Below are 17792 nucleotides of genomic sequence, written 5' to 3'. Positions count from 1 at the left end.
CTGTTCTGGGGGGAGAGGCCAATCTGCCTCTCCCATGTTCTGACTACACCCCTAAATAAGCACTCCTGACCCGGTCATCCGTCATCAGTTCCTGCTGGGTGCCCTGCAAGGTCAGCACGCCGCTTTCCATCACGTAGCCCCGGTGCGCGACCCCCAGGGCGGCGTAGGCGTTCTGCTCGGCCAGCAGCACGCTGACCCCGGCCTCGTTGACGCGCTGCACGGCGGCAAAGACCTGTTCTACCACCATCGGCGCGAGACCCAGGCTGGGTTCGTCCAGCAGCAGCAGTTGGGGGCGGGCCATGAGTGAGCGGGCAATGGCCACCATCTGCTGCTGCCCCCCGGACAGACTTCCGGCGGGGGCGTTGCGCTTCTGTACCAGATCGGGAAACAGCGTGTAGACGCGCTCCAGCTCGCGGTTGGTGCCTGCCGGGTCCTTGCGGTGAACGAACGCGCCCAGCCGCAGATTTTTCTCCACGCTCAGATCCGGGAACAGCAGGCGGCCTTCGGGACACTGCGCGACGCCGTGTTCGACGTTGTATTCCGGCTTGCCCCCGGTCAGCGGCGTGCCGTTCCAGGTAGCGCTGCCGCCGCTGGGCCGTTGTAGCCCCGACAGCGTGCGAAACAGCGTGCTTTTGCCCGCACCGTTGGCCCCCAGCATCACCACGATCTCGCCGGGGTTGACGGTCAGGCTGATGGCGTGCAGGGCCGTGAAGTGGCCGTAATTGACGCTCAGATTGTGGACTTCAAGCATGGTCAGATTCCTTAGCCAATCGAACAGCGGCAGGCTCAGGAGTATCAGCGCTGTCACTCTGTCCCATCTGTCCGCCGTGGGCGTGGCTGCCTAGATAGGCCTCAATCACGGCGGGGTCCCGGCTGACCTGGGCGGGCGTGCCTTCCGCAATCTTCTGGCCATGGTGCATCACCAGAATCTCGTCGGCCAGGCCCATCACCAGACTCATCTTGTGTTCCACGAGGGCCACGCTCAGGCCCCCCACCACCAGTTCGCGGATCAGGGCCATCAGATTCACCGTCTCTTCGGGGTTCATCCCGGCGGCGGGTTCGTCCAGCAGCAGCAGTTTGGGATCGCTGGACAGGGCCATCGCAATGCCCACGCGCTTCTGGCCTTCCTGCGTCAGCGCCCCAGCGGGAAGGCCCGCCTGCGCGGCCAGCCCCACCCGTTCCAGCGCGGCCATGCCCCCGGCGCGGCTTTCGTTTTCGTCGTGCTTCTCGCGCCCGGTTCGCAGCAGCGCGTCCCACAACCCGGCGCGGGTGCGGACGCGGTGGCCGATCATGGCGTTGTCCAGCACGGTCAGTTCCTTGTAAATAGTGGTGGTCTGGAAGGTGCGGGCAATGCCGCGCGCCACCACGTCATGCGTGGGCAGGCGGGTGATGTCCTTGCCCATGAACTGAATGCTGCCCGAAGTCGGCTGGTAAAAGCCGGAGATCAGGTTGAAAAAGGTACTCTTGCCCGCCCCGTTCGGCCCGATGATGGCGGTGATCTTTCCGGCCTCGATACTGGCGGTCACGTCCTGAACGGCGTGGTTGCCCCCGAAGCGGATGCCCAGCCTCTTAACTTCCAGCACGGGTGACCTCCTTTTTGGGTGGCGCGGCGGGCGGTGAGGCTGGCGGCGGGGTGCGCCGCGCAGTCAGGCGCGTCCACAGCCCCGCCAGTCCCTGCGGCGCGAACATGATCAGCAGAATCAGCAGCGGCCCGAAGATGATGTACTGGTAATCCTGCAACCCTTTAAGGCTCTGCGCCAGCGTGTACATCAGCCCCGTGCCCAGCAGCGGCCCGGCCAGCGTGCCCAGCCCGCCCACCAGCAGGTACAGCAGGATGGTGAAGGTCTGGATCGGTCCGGTGGCCGCCGAACCCAGGAAGCCCAGGTACGTGGCGTACAGCCCGCCCGCAAAGCCCGCGATGGCCGTGGACAGCATCATGGCCCGCAGCTTGTGCGAGTAGACGTCGATGCCCGCGCTGCGCGCCAGATCGTCGCCGCCGCGAATGGCAATCAGCGAGCGCCCAAACACACTTCCCCGCGCCCGCGCCACGGCGATCACCGTCAGCACCAGACTGATCAGGGCCAGATAATAAAAGCCGCTCGACAGTTTCAGGCCCACGCTGTTGGACAGGGCTTCCAGTCCGGCGGGGGGTTGAATCCCGTTCAGGCCGTCGTTGCCCCCGGTCAGTGCGTCCCATTTGTTGATGACCAGCATGATGATCACGCCCACGCCCAGCGTGAAGATGGCGAAGGTATCGCCCTTGGTGCGGAAGGCCACCAGTCCCAGCAGTAGCCCGGCCACGGCGGTGATCGCCACGGCCACCGGCCACGCCAGCCAGAAACTCCAGCCCACCTTGAGGGTCAGGATGCCAGTGGCATACGCGCCGATGCCGAAGAACCCGGCGTGCGCCAGCGGTAACTGTCCGGTGTAACCCAGCAACACGTTCAGGCCATAGGCCAGGATCGCGTAGATCATGATGTTCACGCCGATGTCCAGGATGTAGCCGGAGGGGCCGAACAGCGGCACCAGAGCGGCCAGCACGAACACGGCCACCCAGCCCATCCAGCCCTTCATGTTCCCCTCTTAAACAGACCCTGGGGCCGGATCGCCAGAACCACTACCAGCATGGCAAAGCCGATCACATCGGCAAAGTCCAGGCTGATGAACGCGCCGCCGAAGGTCTCGGCGAACGACAGCAGAAACGCGCCCACAATTGCCCCTGGCACGCTGCCCATGCCGCCCAGAATGATGATGGCGAAGACCTTGAGGTTCATGACCTCGCCCATGCTGGGGCTGACCAGCAGTGTGGGGGCGATCAATGCCGCCGCCGCTGCCGCCAGCAGGCCAGAGATGGCGAAGGTCAGCATGCCCACCCGGTTGGTGTTGATGCCCACCAGCCGCGCGCCCTCGCGGTTCTGCGACATGGCCTCGATGGTTGCGCCGGTCAGCGTGCGCTTCAGGAAGTAGTTCAGGGCCAGCACCACCACCACACTGGCCGCAATGATGATCAGGCGCTGCCAGGTGACGATCACGCCGCCGATCTCGACGATGCCGTTAATCGGTGCAGGAATCTGCTTGAAGTCCGGTCCCCAGATCAGTTGCACGGCGGCCTCCAGGAAGAACAGCACGCCAATCGCGGCGATCATCGGCGAGACATGCGGCGCGTTTCGCAGCGGATAGAAGATCACCCGCTCCATTAAAGCGGCCAGCAGCGCCACGCCGATGGCGGCCAGCAGCAGAGACGGCACATAGCCGATACCCAGCCCGGTCAGCGAGGCGTAGGTCAGGTATGCGCCCAGCATGTACAGCCCGCCGTGTGCGAAGTTGGGCACGCGCATCACGCCGTACACCAGGGTCAGGCCCAGCGCCACCAGCGCATAGACCCCGCCCAGCGCCACGGCATTGAAAAGTTGTTGCAGCAAAGTGGTCAAGGGGATGGTCCTCCAGGAAAGTTGGGGGCGAGAGGGGGGCGGTCCCATCATGGGCAGGCAACTCAAACGATTGAGAAGAGGCAGGTTGGGTGGTCTGCTCCCTTGCCCCTGTGGGAAAGGGCTGGGGTGAGGGGACGGACCAGCGAACCTGCCCCACACGAACGACCACTTCAGGCAATCAAAACGCGCCCCGGCAAAATTGCGTCGGGGCGCGGGCAGCGGGGCGGCGTTCAGCAAAAGCTCCTGAGCGCTGCCCCACCCGCCTTACTTGAAGACCGTATCCAACCGCAGCTTGGTGTACTTGCCGTCCTTGACGCTGGCAATGATGAAATCGGCGTCGGCATGGCCCAGAGCCGACACACCTTTCATCTTGAAGATGGTCTTGCTCTGGGGCAGCGCCCTGGCGGCGGCGTCCAGGCTGGCCTTGATCTTGGCAGGATCGGTGGTGGTCCCGGCCAGTTCCATCGCCTTGGCGAGTACGTTGATGCCCATGTAGTTCAGCGCGGCCTCACTGGTGGGAATCTTCTTGTAAAGGCGCTGGTACTGGGCGACGAACAGTTGCGTTCCGGCAAATTCCTTGGTGGGCAGCACGCCCACGGAGCCGTTCAGGTACGAGATCGGCACGACCTGATCCATCTGCTCGAACTTGGCCTGATCCATGACGATGAAGCCGCCCTTGAAGCCCTGCTCGCGGGCAGCCTTGACCACCAGCGCGGTGGGCTGGCTGGGACCGCCGATGAACAGCACATCGGGCTTTTCAGACAGGGCTTTGGTCACGGCGGCGCTGTAGTCCACGGTGGTGCCGTAATCGACGCCGTTGTTGCTGCCCACGGTGCCGCCCTCTTTCTTCCACTCGCCCATCACGGCCTCGGCCCACTGCTTGCCGTAGGCGCTGGTGGTGCCCACCATGCCCAGTTTCTTGCCAAACGCCTTGATCTGCGTACTCACGAAGGGTTGCAGGTAGTTGTCATAGCGCGGCGGCAGCATGAAGGTCAGCGGGTTCTTGGCCTCCAGGATCTTGGGTTCGCTGGAGTAGGCCACCAGCAGGAACGCAGGATCGCGGGTGGTCATCGGCTGCACGGTCAGGATGCCCCCGGCGTGTGGCACGAAGATCACGTCAATGCCCTGCGAGGTCAGGCGTTTGACGTTGGTGGCGGTCTCGTTGGGCAGGTAACGGTCATCCAGGCTGACCAGCTTGAAGGTGACCTTCTCGCCGCCCACAGTGATGCCGCCCGCTTTGTTGATGTCGTTGATGCCCATCTCGATGCCGCTCTGGACGTCTTTGCCGTAAGAGGCCGCGCCGCCCGACAGGGGGCCGGAATAGCCGATGTTAACGACTTTATCGGCGTAGGCGGACCCGGCAAGGGCCAGGACGAGGGCAGGGAACAGAAGTCTGGTCTTCATGGGTGAACCTCCGGTATCCAAAGGCGCAATGGACGGTGCCAAATACGCTGGACGCAGTACAAGTTGTGCGTGGAACACATGCTGTCATGGGCAAGCGGGGGTGTCAATTGCCCTGCCCCCAATTGATGAAGTTCTCAGGTGAAAAGTGGAGGTCGGGGAGATGGAGAGAAAGCAGCCTGCTGCCGCCTGATACGGCCCGCTGCGCTGCACGCCAGGGCATTACATGTCAGGGCACTACACTTCTGGGCGATGACTGATCCCGCCTCTGCCCCCCATTCCACAGCCCCGCATCCCATCACCCCGGCCCCGCGCAGCCGCGCCCGTATGCTGGAACTGGTCTTTCCCAAGGACACCAATTACCTGGGGACCGCGTTTGGGGGCTGGGTGCTGTCCCTGATGGACAAGGCCGCCAGCGTTGCGGCGGTGCGGCACGGCGGCGGCAACGTGGTCACGGCGCGGATGGACGGCGTGGATTTCCGGCTGCCGATCCGGGTGGGAGACGCGGTGGCGCTGGACGCGCAGGTAATCCGGGTGGGCCGCAGCAGCATGACCGTGCGGGTGGATGTGTACCGTGAGACCATGACCACCGGGGAGCAGGCACTGGCCACCACGGGCACGTTCGTCTTCGTGGCCGTGGACGAGGCGGGCAAGCCCTGTCCAGTGCCGCCGCTGCCCGAGGGCCAGGAAACGCCCAGCAGCGAGCCGGATCATCAGGCCCGGCCCTGAGCTTCAGAACAGCTCACTGGTCAGTCGAGTTACCGGTCATTTGAGCGGCGCAGCGCGTTCAAGCTCCTCCCAGAACCTATTTTCATGAAGAAGTCTGCATCTTAAGAAATCCCTGTGAAGTTCTCACCTTTATCGGTGAATGGCGTAAGGTGCGCGATACAGCCGCCTGCTTACGCTCTGGGAACTATGACCGCCTCCGCTCCCCATCCCTCGGTTCTGATCGTTGACGACAGCCCCGGTGTTCTGCTCACCATGCACCGGCTGCTCTCGCCCCACGTCAGCGTGCAGATGGCGAGCAGTGCCCACGCCGCGCTGGAAGTCCTGACCTCCGACACCGCGCTGGTTCTCAGCGACGTGCAGATGCCGGGCATGGACGGCCTGGAACTGGCGCGCAGGTTGCGCGAGGGCCGCCCGGAGCTGGCCGTGGTCCTGATGAGCGGAATCGTGGAGGACAGCCTGCGTCGTCAGGCCCGCGAACTGGGCGTGCTGGACGTGATGCGTAAGCCCCTGCAATCGGCAGTGCTGCTCTCGTCGCTGCAAGGCTGGTTAAACGGTGATGTGGACGACGCTTCCGGTGTGGAGCAGGAGGACGGTGATGACGGTCTGCTGCCCAGCACCCCGGTGCTGCAAGCGCCCGAACTGAGCTTTCAGGCCGCGCAGGCGTGTGTGGGCGGCATCAACCTGCTGCCCGGCGTGCTGTCGTCGTGCGTGTTTGGCGAACAGGGCGAGCTGATCGCGGGTTCGGCCCAGTTGCCCGCCCAGCTCGGGGCTTACCTGGGCTTCCTGTGCAGCACATCGGCGTCTCTGAGTCTGCATCTGGGTGGTCAGCAACCCATGCAGGCCGTGCAGATCGAGTTCGGGGACCGGGTGCTGGTGGTCTGTCCCTTCGGCGTGGGCGTTATGACGGCTCTGGTCCACGACACCCCGGCAGCCAGCGGCGTCAAATCCTGGATGCGGACGCGCGCAGTTGGCCTGGACCCACGCTCGCTGCATTAAAAACCATTTTCTGGGAACGGAAAGGTTGACTTGGAAGACCGCTTCACATCCCTCAGCGGCCTTCTTGCTTTTGCTAGCTGATCGTCAAGTCGGCCTTGCAAGGATCAGAGCTATCCGCATCAATGTTTTGTAACAGCTTGAAACTTCGCATCCAGCCTGCTAGATTCTGTATAGCTATGCGTAAAAAGCGCATAACAATACATATGACACCAGACTCAATTTCCCGACGCTAAAGATTCCGCTTGACCCGCAGCTCTTGATCGATACTGCGGGGATGGGCGGCGTTCGCATGCGCCGGGCCTTTTGCGTTGCCTGACCTTTCTAGGAGACAATCACCCCATGACTGACCCCAACAGCACCGCCGCCAGCAGCCGTGAAAAAATCGTCCTCGCCTACAGTGGCGGTCTGGACACCAGCATCATCCTCAAGTGGCTCCAGACCGAGCGCAATTACGACGTGGTGTGCTTCACCGCCGATCTGGGCCAGGGCGACGAGGTGGAAGAAGCCCGCGTCAAGGCGCTAAACACGGGGGCGGTGGCCGCCTACGCCCTGGATTTACGTGAAGAATTCGTGCGCGACTACGTGTTCCCGATGTTCCGCTCCTCGGCGCTGTATGAGGGCTATTACCTGCTTGGCACGTCCATTGCCCGCCCGCTGATTGCCAAGAAAATGGTGGAAATTGCGGCTAAGGAAGGCGCGGTGGCCGTGTCGCACGGCGCGACGGGCAAGGGCAACGATCAGGTGCGTTTCGAGATGACCGCGTATGCCCTCAACCCTGACATCGTGACGGTGGCCCCCTGGCGAGACTGGGAATTTCAGGGCCGCGCCGATCTGGAAGCCTTCGCGCATGAACACAACATCCCCGTTCCCACCACCAAGAAAGACCCCTGGAGTACCGACGCCAACATGCTGCACATCAGCTACGAGGGCGGCATTCTGGAAGACCCCTGGACCGAGCCGCCCGCGCACATGTTCAAGCTGACCGTTTCCCCGGAAGACGCCCCCAACGAGGCGCAGTACGTGGAAGTGGAGTTCGTGAACGGCGATCCGGTGAGCATTGATGGCGAAAAACTCTCGCCCGCTGACCTGCTTCAGAAGGCCAACGAGATTGGCGGCAAGCACGGCATTGGGCGCATTGATCTGGTGGAAAACCGCTTCGTGGGCATGAAGTCGCGCGGCGTGTACGAGACGCCCGGCGGCACGCTGCTGTACCACGCCCGCCGTGCCGTGGAAAGCCTGACCCTGGACCGCGAGGTGCTGCACCAGCGCGACGCTCTGGGTGTGAAATACGCCGAACTGGTCTACAACGGCTTCTGGTTTGCCCCCGAGCGTGAGGCTTTGCAGGTCTACATCGATCACGTTGCGCAGAGCGTAACTGGCACCGCCCGCCTAAAGTTGTACAAGGGCAATTGCGACACGGTGGGCCGCAAAGCCCCGCAGAGCCTATACGACAAGGATCTGGTGTCCTTCGAGGCGGGCGGCGACTACAACCAGCACGACGCCGGGGCTTTTATCAAACTCAATGCTCTGCGGATGCGCGTGCAGGCGCGGGTTCAGGCCAGGGCGGAGCAGAAGGACGCGGCGAAGGTCTGAGCGTGACCCTACCGTGTGGTCTCACCCTGCGCGCCGCCACTCTGGCCGACGCTGAACTTATCCAGGGCCAGCGTGACGCCATGTTCACCGATATGGGTAGTGATGTGGAGCGGGTCCGGGCGAGTTGTGCCCCCAGTCTGGCGTGGCTGCATGGAGCACTGGCCGACGGCACGTATTCCGGCATTCTGATCGAGAAAGACGGGGAAGTCGTGGCTGGGGCGGGCGTGTCCTGGCAGATGCTGCCGCCCAGCCCACGCACCGTGACCCCGTTGCGGGCCTACATCCAGAATGTTTATGTCTCTCCAGGGCAGCGGGGGCAGGGGCTGGCCCGGCATCTGATGCGGGTTTTGCTGGCTGAGTGCGAGTTGCGCGGGGTGGAGCAAGTCAGCCTGCACGCCTCCGACGCGGGAAGACCCACGTATCTCAAGCTGGGTTTCGTTTCCACCAACGAGATGCGCCTGACGCTGGAACCGTCGTGATTCGCCCCGTCACCGCCGCCGATTTGCCCGCCTTCCACACGGTCATGCTGGCGGCAGGGATGGACCCCCGCTCAAGCTGGAACCGCACGACGCTGGAGGGGCTGGAGCAATCGCTTTTTGCACCTGGCTCAGGTGGGTTCGTAGCTGTCTGTGGAGGAGAGGTCTGCGGCTGCGTTGGCTTTCGCCCGGACAGGGAAGACACGCTGACGCTTAATCGCCTTGCCACCCTGCCAGATATGCGCGGCCAGGATATCGGCGCTGCGCTGGTGCGGGCGGTGGAAACGGTGGCCGCCGAACGCGGATTCCGACGGGTGCTGCTGGCCGTTTCGCAATTCAATTTAGAAGTTGTGCCGTATTACGAGCGGTTGGGATATGTGCAGGCTAATGAAATTTATGCGTTCGCCAGTCCGGGGAGTCCGGTTCCGGTGGTGTTGGTGAAAAGGATTGTTGGAATCGGGTCTACCGATCTGGATAATCGCCTTGCTGAAATTACTCAGAAGCTGGCCGAACTCAAAAAGCTTGATGTTAACCATCTGATCTTCGGTTCGGAAATCCACCGATATGAACTGCATCCGCCCATATCCAAAGAACAGCTTGGGAAAACAGCACAAAGTTTTGGAATAGATTTCCCAGAGGATTATGCCCAATTTTTGACAACTGTTGGGAATGGGGGTGCAGGACCTGATTACGGAATCTTTTCGCTGGATGAAAGCTTGGAGCTTTGTAACACCCTTGCGATTGGCCGCGAATTTCCTCATCGCAAGGCATGGCAACCTCTAGTTGAAAATTTGAGTGACGGGACGCCTCGTGGGCAGGGTAAAATACCTTATTACATAAACAATCCTGTTACTGAGTTAGACCGCAAGAAACAAAGAGCCTGGAATGAATTTTATTATGATGGGAATAACTCTTCGGGCAGCATGTGTATCGGAGAGCAGGGCTGTGGTCATATGACACTTCTGGTTGTTTGTGGGCCTGAGCGTGGGAACATCTGGGTAGACTCCAGAGCTACGAATTATGGAATCACACCTCTAAAGAAAGATAAGTCTGGAACCACTTTTCTCCAATGGTACGAAGATTGGCTAGATCAAGCAGTTGAGCAATTGAGAGGAAAAAATGACTAACACAAAAGACAAGAAACTCTGGGGGGGCCGTTTCGCTGAGGCCACCGACAGCCTCGTGGAACTGTTTAACGCCTCCGTGTCCTTTGACCAGCGCCTGTACGAGCAGGACATTCGCGGCTCGCTGGCCCACGTCGCCATGCTGGGGCAGGTGGACATCCTGACTGCCGAGGAAGTCACCCAGATCAGCGACGGCTTAAATGCTGTGCTGGACGAGATTCGCGCTGGGGAATTTGAATGGCGTCTGGACCGCGAAGACGTGCATATGAACATTGAAGCGGCGCTGCGGGACCGCATCGGCCCGGTGGCAGGCAAGTTGCACACCGCCCGCAGCCGCAACGATCAGGTGGCGGTGGATTTCCGGCTGTTCACCAAGGAGGCGGCGCTGGACCTCGCCGCCCAGACGCGTGCTTTGCGCGCCGTGATGGTGGCCGAGGCCGAGAGGGCGCTGGACGCAGGGGTCATCCTGCCCGGTTACACGCACCTTCAGGTGGCGCAGCCCATCTTGCTGGCGCACTGGTTCATGGCCTACGCCGCCATGCTGGAGCGCGACGAGGGCCGTTTTCTGGACGCCGCCACGCGTATGGACGAGTCGCCGCTGGGCAGCTCCGCACTGGCCGGGACGCCGTGGCCGATTGACCGCCACACCGTGTCTACCGCGCTGGGGTTTGCCCGTCCCACCGCCAATTCCCTGGACGGCGTGGGCAGCCGCGACTTCGCACTGGAGTTCCTGAGTGCCTGCGCCATCCTGTCCGCCCATATCTCGCGCCTTTCGGAAGAACTGATTCTGTATAGCACCTTTGAATTCGGCTTCCTGACGCTGCCGGATTCGCACACCACGGGTTCCAGCATCATGCCGCAGAAGAAAAACCCGGATGTGTCCGAACTGGCGCGTGGCAAGGCGGGACGTGTGTTCGGCAACCTGATGGGCCTGCTCACTGTGGTCAAGGGAACACCACTGGCCTACAACAAGGATTTGCAGGAGGACAAGGAGGGCGTGTTCGACAGCTACGACACCCTGAGCATCGTGCTGCGACTGTATGCCGACATGCTGCCCAAGTGCGAGTGGCACGCCGACAAGACCCGCGAGGCGGCAGCGCGGGGCTACAGCACGGCCACCGATGTCGCCGACTTTCTGGCCCGCCAGGGCGTCCCCTTCCGCGAGGCGCATGAGGTGGTGGGCGGTCTGGTGGGTGTGGCTTCGCGCTCCAATCGGCAGTTGTGGGAGCTGACGGACGAGGAATTGAAAGCCGCCCATCCGCTGCTGAACGCTGAAGTCGCGGCCTCCCTGACTGTGGAGGAAAGTGTCAAGAATCGCTTGAGCTACGGCGGCACCGCGCCCAGACGGGTGCGTGAGGCGGTGGACGCGGCGAAACTGGCGCTGGGGCTGGTGGCGGCGGACTGATGGACGTGACGGTCAAGCTGGACGGAACTCTGCTGGGCAGGCGGCAGCAGGAGTGGGCGCACTGGCTCGCGCACCCGCAGGACAATCCGCTGTCCACGCGGGCCACTTTTGCGGGTGCTGAGGTGGTGCTGGAAAACGAGTTGTGCGTGTACGTGCAGGACTCACGCTACAGCGATGGCCTCCGCGCTTCTGGCTATATCGTCACCCGCCGCCCCTGCGAAACCGTCTTCGATCTGACCCCCGCCGAAACTGTCTCCAGCCACGACTTGCTGGCCGAAGTCTGCACCTATTTAGAGGAAACGGTCAAACCCGATGGCTACACAGTCGGCTGGAACGTTTTCCCGGCGGGCGGGGCGCATATTCCCCACGTTCACCTGCACGTCATTCCGCGCTGGAACACGGACGCATCTGCGGGCGTGGGTCTGCGTTACTTCCTGAAGGCGGCGGCGCAGGCTGCCAAGCGACGACAGGCGGGCGACACCGACTTGTCAACTGCTCCCCATCCCACAGAGGTTTCCCCATGACCCCCATCCAGACTCCCAATGCCCACCCTCCTCTTTCCCAGATGCACGTCAAGCTGCGCCAGGCCACGCCGGAGGACTTTTCCACCGTTCTGGCGATGCTGGACGACTGCGGACTGCATACCCAGAGTGTCACCCCCACGGGCAGCACCTACTGGATCGCGGACCTCGACGGCGTGCCGGGCGGCTGTATCGGCCTGGAACACGGCGAGGGGGTGTCGCTGATCCGCTCGACTGCCGTATTGCTCACGGCGCGTTCGCAGGGGTTGGGCCGCGCGCTGGTGAATTCAGCGCTCACGCATGCCAGCCTGCGTGGGGACCGGGCCGTGTATCTGTTCAGCCAGGAGGCTGGGGATTACTGGCTGCGCTTTGGCTTTGTGCCAGTGGGTGTAGATGAGATCAGCGCCGCGCTGCCGGGCACACCCCAGGTCAGCAGTGGGCTACTGAAAGGCTGGATTCACAGCGAGCAGGCGTGGAAGCGCGAGTTGAATGGAGGAGGCCGGACATGACCGCCGGACGCCTGCCACGGGCGCGGGCCGTGCGCTATTCTGCCCACGTTCTCAATTCAAGTGCGCCGGGACTGCTCGGCGAATCTCAGACCATTGCCCTTTTCTTTTCCGGAGGAATTTCCCATGACCGATCAGAATATTCAGATCAGGCTGGCCAAAACAAGCGACAAAGACACTGTGGTCCGCGTTTTTCACGACGCTGGGCTGGACACCGACGAGGCGATGGCGACGGGCACCACCTACTGGGTAATGGAGCGCGGCAGCCAGCCCATTGGCGCGATTGGCCTGGAACACGGCGATGGGGCCTCGCTGCTGCGCGGCGCAGCCGTGATGCCGGACGCGCGGGGTGGGGGTCTGGGACGGCGGCTGATCATGAGCGCCATCGAGTACGCGCAGGGCCGGGGGGACCGCGCGGTTTATATGTTCAGCAGTGGCGGCGACTGGAGCACCTTCGGCTTTACCCAGGTGCCGATGGCGCTGGTCATGGGCGATATTCCCGACGCCCCGCAGGTCAAGGCTTACCGTGCGGGCGGCCAGCGCCCCGGCGACACCACCTGGATGCGCGATCTGACCAGTGGAGTCAGCAAGGCGTAAGGCGGATTGGGGTCAGGGGCTTTTTCGCATCACAGAGGCGTTGCCCATGACCCTTTCCCTGGATTCCATCGCCATTCCCGACATTCATCCGCAAGCGCCGCTGAATGGGCGCAAGGCCAGACTGTCGGACATTGAAGCCATCCACGAACTGATCGGGTACTGGGCAGCGCGCGGGCAGATGCTGGTGCGCTCACGCGCGCTGCTGGCCGAGACCATTCGGGACTTTCACCTGATCTTCGCCGAGGCCCATGAGGGTCAGGTCGGCGGTCTGGCGGGCGTCTGTGGTCTGCACTTGCTGGCCCCCGATCTGGCCGAGGTGCGCGGTCTGGCCATCCACCCCCAGATGCAGGGGCGTGGGCTGGGCAAGCAACTCGTGGAAGCCTGCGAGCGGGAGGCGCGTGAGATTGCCCTGCCCGCGCTGTTCGCGTGGACCTACCAGCAGGTCTTTTTTGAGAAGTGCGGCTTTACGCGCATCGACAAGACCCACCTTCACCCGAAGGTCTGGAGTGAGTGCCAGCGCTGCGCCTTCTTCGAGAACTGCAACGAGATCGCCATGCTCAGGGTGCTGGAGTAGGCGCGACGTTTTCCACTGTCACGCCTGCCTTGCCGTCCTGCCATTCCAGTGTGAGCCGTTGCCCCGCCGTCGCTCCTGCCGTCCGTGTGACGGGTTGGCCTTCCGCATCGCGCACTAAAGCGTAACCACGGGCCAGGGTGCGCTCGGGGGTCAGCCCCAGCGCCTGCCGCATCAGGGCGTCTACATCGGCGCGAGCTGTGTCGCTCTTGCGGGCGGCGGCCCCCAAAATGCGGTCCCTTGCCCACAACGCCCCGGCGTCGGCCTCCACCAGCACAGATGCGGCGGCGGCGCGAATGTTACGGACGTTCTCCTGCGCGGCAGCGGCGGCCCCGGCCACCATGCGGACGATCAGGGCGGCAGCTTTGCTGGGCGTGTCGGTGCGGATCGCCGCCACCTCGTCGGGTAGGGAGTCGTCGCGGGCGTGACCCAGACCGGTGATGACTGGGGCGGGAAAGGTGGCCAGGGCACGGGCGAAGGCCAGATCGTTCAGCCACGCCAGATCAGTCACGGCCCCGCCGCCCCGGATCACCACCAGCGCGTCAAGCGGGGCTTCCTCATGCAACTCCAGCGCCGCCTCTGCCGCACGTAATAGACTGGCGGACGCTTCGCGGCCCTGAAAAGTGGCCTCCAGATACGTGAACTCAATGATTCCAGCCGCTTCCAGCGGGTCCGTCTCGCGGCGGAAGTCGCCCAGGCCCGCTGCGCCTGTGGGCGAGATCACGGCCACCCGCGCGAAGTCGGCAGGCGCGGGCAGCAGGCGGTTCTGGCCATAGATGCCCTCCTGCACCAGTGTTTGCCGCAACGTGTCCAGGCGCAGCGCCGCGTCGCCCAGCGTGTACTCGGGCGACAGGTCCAGCACGTTCAAAGAGAAGCCGTACTGCGGGTGAAATTCCGGCTGGCAGAACAGCAGCACTTTTAAACCCGCCGTCAGCGTGCCGCCCGTCGCCTGCTTGAATTTGCCCTCCAGGCTGAAGCGTTCGCGTGCCCAGACGGTGGCACGGCACTTGGCCACCTCGCCGTCCTCGCCCAGTTGCACCAAGTCTATATACAGGTGACGGCGGTCTGTCACCGAGGCCACCTCTGCCCGCACCCACACGGCCCCCGGCATCCCGCGCGAGATCACCTGCCCGATGTATGCCAGCACCTCCGAGAGTTCCAGGAACTGCTCAGGCGGGCGCGTCGGCTCGGCCTTTTTGCGCCGCTTGGTCATAGCCTCGCACCCAGCAGCCTTCCAAAGATGGCCGCCGTCAGCCCCAGGCCCACGCTGCCCAGCGCGTACAGCAGGGCCGATACAGCCTGTCCGCGCAGCAACAACCCGTCCAGCTCTGTGCTGAAGGTAGAAAAGGTGGTGAACGCGCCCAGCACGCCGGTCCCGAAGGCCACCCGCACCGCCTCCGACACCAAGCCACGTCCGGCCAGGGCCAGCGTCAGACCCAGCAAGAACGATCCCAGTATGTTGATGATCAGCACGGCGTAGGGAAAACCTGTGCGGGCCACCAGCGGCATCAGGGCCATCACCGCCCCCTGGCGGCAGGCGGCACCCACCGCGCCTCCCAGCATGAGCGAAATCCACAGCGCGGGCGTCATGGGCAACAGGATAGTGCGTAAGCAGGGCGGTGCTTTGTGCGTCTGCGCCGCGTAGCATCAACCCCATGATCCGTGCCAAGCACCTTGCGAGTGGGGAAGCTTTTGAATGGGAGGGGCAGACGTCCGGCGTCTGGGTGGATGTTCAGGATGTGACGCCGCCCGAACTGGCCCGTTTGCAAGCGGCTTTTCCCCTCAACGAGCTGGCCCTGGAAGACGTGCTGGAACACGGCCACTGGAGCCGCGCCGAGCAGTACCCCGAACATGCCTTTATCACCGTCCGGTCTTTCTCGCACCCCGACAAGGAGGACGAGGACACCGAACGTATCAGCATTTTTGGGTTCGCAGACGCGGCGCTGACCTTCAGCACGAGTGGCACGGCGGCGCTGCGAAACGTCTGGGGGATGGTGGGCCGCGAGAATGTCAACCTGCCCGCCGAGGTCACCTACGAACTGCTGGACCACACCGCAGACACCTTTTTCATGCTGGCCGATGCGCTGGAGAGGCGCACCGACGCGCTGGAGGAGCAGGTGTTCAAAAACAGGCGTGACAACCCGGTCCCCGATATTTTTGAAGTCAAGCACCTGCTGTCGCAGGGCCGCCGCTTGGCCGGTGACGCCCGCGAGGCTGCCGCGCTGCTGGGCCGCCACGCCACCGCCACCCCCGCCGATCTGGTCCGTTACCGTGACGCCCAGGACAGTTTCACCCGCGCGGCCAGCCACCTGGACGGCCTGCGCGACTTCCTCACCAGTCTGCTGGACCTGCACCTGAACCTCCAGAACCAGCGCATGAACGAGGTGATGCGGACCTTGACCGCCGTAAGTGTGATCTTTTTGCCGCTGACCTTCCTGGCGGGCGTCTGGGGCATGAACTTCAAGGCCATGCCGGAGCTGGCGTGGCCGCTGGGTTATGTGATGGCCTGGGGCAGTTTCCTGCTGGTCGGCGGCCTGCTGGCCCTTTACTTTAAGCGGCGCGGGTGGTGGTAAAGCCAGAAAAAATCCCTCTCCGATAAAACAGAGAGGGAAGTGATGGGTTGTCGGAATTCAGCCGTGGTAGCCGCTCAGGCCCTTGAGGCGGGTTTCGTCGATCAGGGTCAGGCAGCGGTAGGCGGGCAGCAGCAGGCCGTCATCGCGCATCTCGCCGATCAGCTTGCTCACGCTCTCGCGGGTCGCCCCGGTTCCCTCGGCAATCAGCTCATGCGTGGCGCGGACATACCGTGCGCCGTCGGCATGCTGGCCGCCCAGGGTGCTGTCGGCGAGGTTCAGCAGGTAACGGGCGATGCGCTCGCGCAGGTCGCCGTCCTGGATGTGCACGCCGTCGGTCATCATGCGCTGGAGCTGGGCACTCAGGCTGCGGGTCAGGTCCCACAGTTCGGAGGCGGACAGGTGTTCGGGGTGGATGGGGGTCAGCGCAGCGTCGGTCAGCGCGACGACCTGATGGGCGCGGGTCTGTCCGTGCAGCGTTTCCTCGCCGAAGATGTCGCCGGGGTGGATGTGGCGCACGGTCAGGTTGCGGCCCTGCGGGGTCAGGCGCACGGCGCGCATCAGGCCACTCTCCAGACGGTACAGGCTGGGTGAGCTGTCTCCGGCGTAGTACAGCGTCTGGCCCCGGCGGACCTGACGGGCGGAGAGATCGGCGTGGGTCACGGGAAGAACGGCGGTGGGGGTTACGTAGGTCATAGACGCTCCTGTGGGGACAAGGGGCATTTCAGAAAAAAAGTTCGGCTCACCCGAGTCGGACCTGCGCGCTACACCTGACGCCACTTCTCTGAACAGCCTTTCGTACCAGCACTGTACAAGCTTTGAATAACCTCTGAACGTTCAGCCGACACAGTATGAAGACTGACCAAATCCCCGCTGTCATCTATCGTCTAACCCAGGACCTCCAAGCCGTCTAAAACCACGCTGGCATGGGCTTTAATGGTGAGTTCATGATCGTTGTTATAGCCGCCGGCCAGGACCGTCACCACTGGAATAGCCGCTCTTTTTGCCCAGTACAGCACCGCGCGGTTGCGTTCGCGCAGGCCGTCCAGACTCAGCGCGAAGCGTCCAAAGCGGTCCCCGGCCAGCACGTCCGCCCCGGCCAGGAACAGGAGCAGATCGGGCCGGAACGCCTCTATCGCGGGCAGCGCCTGCCGTTGCAGCACGTCCAGATACTCGCTGTCGGTCACGCCGTCGCCCAGGCCCAGGTCCAGCGAGCTGATCTCCTTGCGAAAGGGATAATTGCGCTCGCCGTGAATGCTGAGGGTAAAGGCCCGCGCCTCTGCGCCCAGCATGGCCGCCGTGCCGTTGCCCTGATGAACGTCCAGATCAATGACGGCCACCCGCGAGGCCAGCCCGTCGTCCAGCGCCACCTTTGTGAGCAGCGCGGCGTCGTTCAGCAGGCAGAAGCCCTCGGCGCGGTCCCGGAAGGAATGGTGCGTGCCCCCGGCCAGATTCGCGCCCCAGCCGGTGTTCATGGCGTCGTGCAGGGCTGCCAGCGAGCCGCCTGCCGCGCGGCGTGAACGCTCCACCATCTCCGGGGACCACGGCAATCCCAGGGCGCGTTCCTCATTCTTCCCCACCTCTCCGCGACGCCAGCGCCGCAGCCAGTGTGGGTCATGCACCCGCGCCGCATCGGCCCAGCGCAGGGCGGGCGCGTCCGGTACGGGCAGATGTGGGCGCAGCAGCTCTCGCACCCCAGCGTACTTGTAATACGGGAAGCGGTGGCCTTCGGGCAGCGGAAAATGGAAATCGGCGGGCGAGTACGCCCGGAAGGGGTGGCGGAAGGCGGCGGGCGCGGACACGCCGCCAGTCTGGAGCAGACGGCGGCGTGAAAGGGAAAGAGAGGTTACGGGGTTGGCTGTCCGGCCAGAT

At 63.6% G+C, this 17792-nt stretch carries 20 protein-coding genes; 11 read left to right on the top strand and 9 right to left on the bottom strand.

Annotated features, from left to right (window positions below; genetic code table 11):
* Positions 1-43: 43 nt before the first annotated feature.
* The 5 genes from DAAJ005_RS18095 to DAAJ005_RS18075 form a co-directional block, all read right to left on the bottom strand.
* Positions 44-751: an ABC transporter ATP-binding protein gene (locus DAAJ005_RS18095; RefSeq protein ID WP_151848317.1), complete on the bottom strand. Its 708-nt coding sequence runs from the start codon at positions 749-751 to the stop codon at positions 44-46.
* On the bottom strand, positions 744-1583 hold the full coding sequence (locus DAAJ005_RS18090) for an ABC transporter ATP-binding protein (RefSeq protein ID WP_192930825.1): 840 nt from the start codon (positions 1581-1583) through the stop codon (positions 744-746). Before DAAJ005_RS18090 ends, DAAJ005_RS18095 begins: the two co-directional genes overlap by 8 nt.
* Positions 1570-2574 carry a branched-chain amino acid ABC transporter permease gene (locus DAAJ005_RS18085; RefSeq protein WP_151848315.1) on the bottom strand — a complete coding sequence of 335 codons (1005 nt, stop codon included), beginning with the start codon at positions 2572-2574 and terminating at the stop codon, positions 1570-1572. Before DAAJ005_RS18085 ends, DAAJ005_RS18090 begins: the two co-directional genes overlap by 14 nt.
* Positions 2571-3431 carry a branched-chain amino acid ABC transporter permease gene (locus tag DAAJ005_RS18080; RefSeq protein ID WP_075836408.1) on the bottom strand — a complete coding sequence of 287 codons (861 nt, stop codon included), beginning with the start codon at positions 3429-3431 and terminating at the stop codon, positions 2571-2573. Before DAAJ005_RS18080 ends, DAAJ005_RS18085 begins: the two co-directional genes overlap by 4 nt.
* A gap of 264 nt (positions 3432-3695) precedes the next feature.
* Positions 3696-4835, bottom strand: coding sequence for an ABC transporter substrate-binding protein (locus tag DAAJ005_RS18075; RefSeq protein ID WP_151848314.1), 1140 nt, complete (start codon positions 4833-4835; stop codon positions 3696-3698).
* Positions 4836-5084: 249 nt separating this feature from the next.
* Between DAAJ005_RS18075 and DAAJ005_RS18070 the strand changes: the two genes are divergently transcribed.
* The 10 genes from DAAJ005_RS18070 to DAAJ005_RS18025 all read left to right on the top strand — a co-directional run bounded on the left by DAAJ005_RS18070 (position 5085) and on the right by DAAJ005_RS18025 (position 13353).
* Positions 5085-5561, top strand: a complete 477-nt coding sequence (locus tag DAAJ005_RS18070; RefSeq protein ID WP_151848313.1) for an acyl-CoA thioesterase — start codon at positions 5085-5087, stop codon at positions 5559-5561.
* Positions 5562-5747: 186 nt separating this feature from the next.
* Positions 5748-6557: a response regulator gene (locus DAAJ005_RS18065; protein ID WP_151848312.1), complete on the top strand. Its 810-nt coding sequence runs from the start codon at positions 5748-5750 to the stop codon at positions 6555-6557.
* A gap of 339 nt (positions 6558-6896) precedes the next feature.
* Complete coding sequence (locus tag DAAJ005_RS18060) at positions 6897-8150, top strand: argininosuccinate synthase (protein ID WP_151848311.1); 1254 nt, start codon at positions 6897-6899, stop codon at positions 8148-8150.
* A gap of 2 nt (positions 8151-8152) precedes the next feature.
* Positions 8153-8629, top strand: coding sequence for a GNAT family N-acetyltransferase (locus DAAJ005_RS18055; protein ID WP_226342523.1), 477 nt, complete (start codon positions 8153-8155; stop codon positions 8627-8629).
* Positions 8626-9753, top strand: coding sequence for a GNAT family N-acetyltransferase (locus DAAJ005_RS18050; protein ID WP_226342522.1), 1128 nt, complete (start codon positions 8626-8628; stop codon positions 9751-9753). The genes DAAJ005_RS18055 and DAAJ005_RS18050 overlap by 4 nt, the downstream gene beginning before the upstream one ends.
* Complete coding sequence (argH, locus tag DAAJ005_RS18045) at positions 9746-11155, top strand: argininosuccinate lyase (RefSeq protein ID WP_151848310.1); 1410 nt, start codon at positions 9746-9748, stop codon at positions 11153-11155. Before DAAJ005_RS18050 ends, argH begins: the two co-directional genes overlap by 8 nt.
* Positions 11155-11679: an HIT family protein gene (locus tag DAAJ005_RS18040; RefSeq protein WP_151848309.1), complete on the top strand. Its 525-nt coding sequence runs from the start codon at positions 11155-11157 to the stop codon at positions 11677-11679. The genes argH and DAAJ005_RS18040 overlap by 1 nt, the downstream gene beginning before the upstream one ends.
* Positions 11676-12185 carry a GNAT family N-acetyltransferase gene (locus DAAJ005_RS18035; RefSeq protein ID WP_151848308.1) on the top strand — a complete coding sequence of 170 codons (510 nt, stop codon included), beginning with the start codon at positions 11676-11678 and terminating at the stop codon, positions 12183-12185. The genes DAAJ005_RS18040 and DAAJ005_RS18035 overlap by 4 nt, the downstream gene beginning before the upstream one ends.
* Positions 12186-12308: 123 nt before the next feature.
* A complete protein-coding gene (locus DAAJ005_RS18030; RefSeq protein ID WP_151848307.1) occupies positions 12309-12779 on the top strand; it encodes a GNAT family N-acetyltransferase in 471 nt (156 codons plus the stop codon).
* Positions 12780-12825: 46 nt separating this feature from the next.
* On the top strand, positions 12826-13353 hold the full coding sequence (locus tag DAAJ005_RS18025; protein WP_151848306.1) for an N-acetyltransferase: 528 nt from the start codon (positions 12826-12828) through the stop codon (positions 13351-13353).
* On the opposite strand, the gene xseA is transcribed toward DAAJ005_RS18025, so the two are convergent.
* On the bottom strand, positions 13337-14563 hold the full coding sequence (gene xseA, locus DAAJ005_RS18020; RefSeq protein WP_151848305.1) for an exodeoxyribonuclease VII large subunit: 1227 nt from the start codon (positions 14561-14563) through the stop codon (positions 13337-13339). The two genes, DAAJ005_RS18025 and xseA, sit on opposite strands and share 17 nt — an antisense overlap.
* Complete coding sequence (gene crcB / locus DAAJ005_RS18015; protein WP_151848304.1) at positions 14560-14940, bottom strand: fluoride efflux transporter CrcB; 381 nt, start codon at positions 14938-14940, stop codon at positions 14560-14562. Before crcB ends, xseA begins: the two co-directional genes overlap by 4 nt.
* Positions 14941-15005: 65 nt before the next feature.
* Here crcB and DAAJ005_RS18010 point away from each other — a divergent pair, with 65 nt between their 5' ends.
* Complete coding sequence (locus DAAJ005_RS18010; protein WP_151848303.1) at positions 15006-15923, top strand: magnesium transporter CorA family protein; 918 nt, start codon at positions 15006-15008, stop codon at positions 15921-15923.
* A gap of 57 nt (positions 15924-15980) precedes the next feature.
* On the opposite strand, the gene DAAJ005_RS18005 is transcribed toward DAAJ005_RS18010, so the two are convergent.
* Together DAAJ005_RS18005 and DAAJ005_RS18000 are read right to left on the bottom strand one after the other, a co-directional pair.
* Positions 15981-16616 carry a cyclic nucleotide-binding domain-containing protein gene (locus DAAJ005_RS18005; RefSeq protein ID WP_151848302.1) on the bottom strand — a complete coding sequence of 212 codons (636 nt, stop codon included), beginning with the start codon at positions 16614-16616 and terminating at the stop codon, positions 15981-15983.
* Between the two features lie 191 nt (positions 16617-16807).
* On the bottom strand, positions 16808-17722 hold the full coding sequence (locus DAAJ005_RS18000) for a histone deacetylase (protein ID WP_151848301.1): 915 nt from the start codon (positions 17720-17722) through the stop codon (positions 16808-16810).
* Between the last annotated feature and the right edge of the window lie 70 nt (positions 17723-17792).

It is taken from the genome of Deinococcus sp. AJ005 (assembly GCF_009017495.1).
GTDB lineage: Bacteria > Deinococcota > Deinococci > Deinococcales > Deinococcaceae > Deinococcus.
This window is presented reverse-complemented; position numbering and strand designations above follow the sequence as displayed.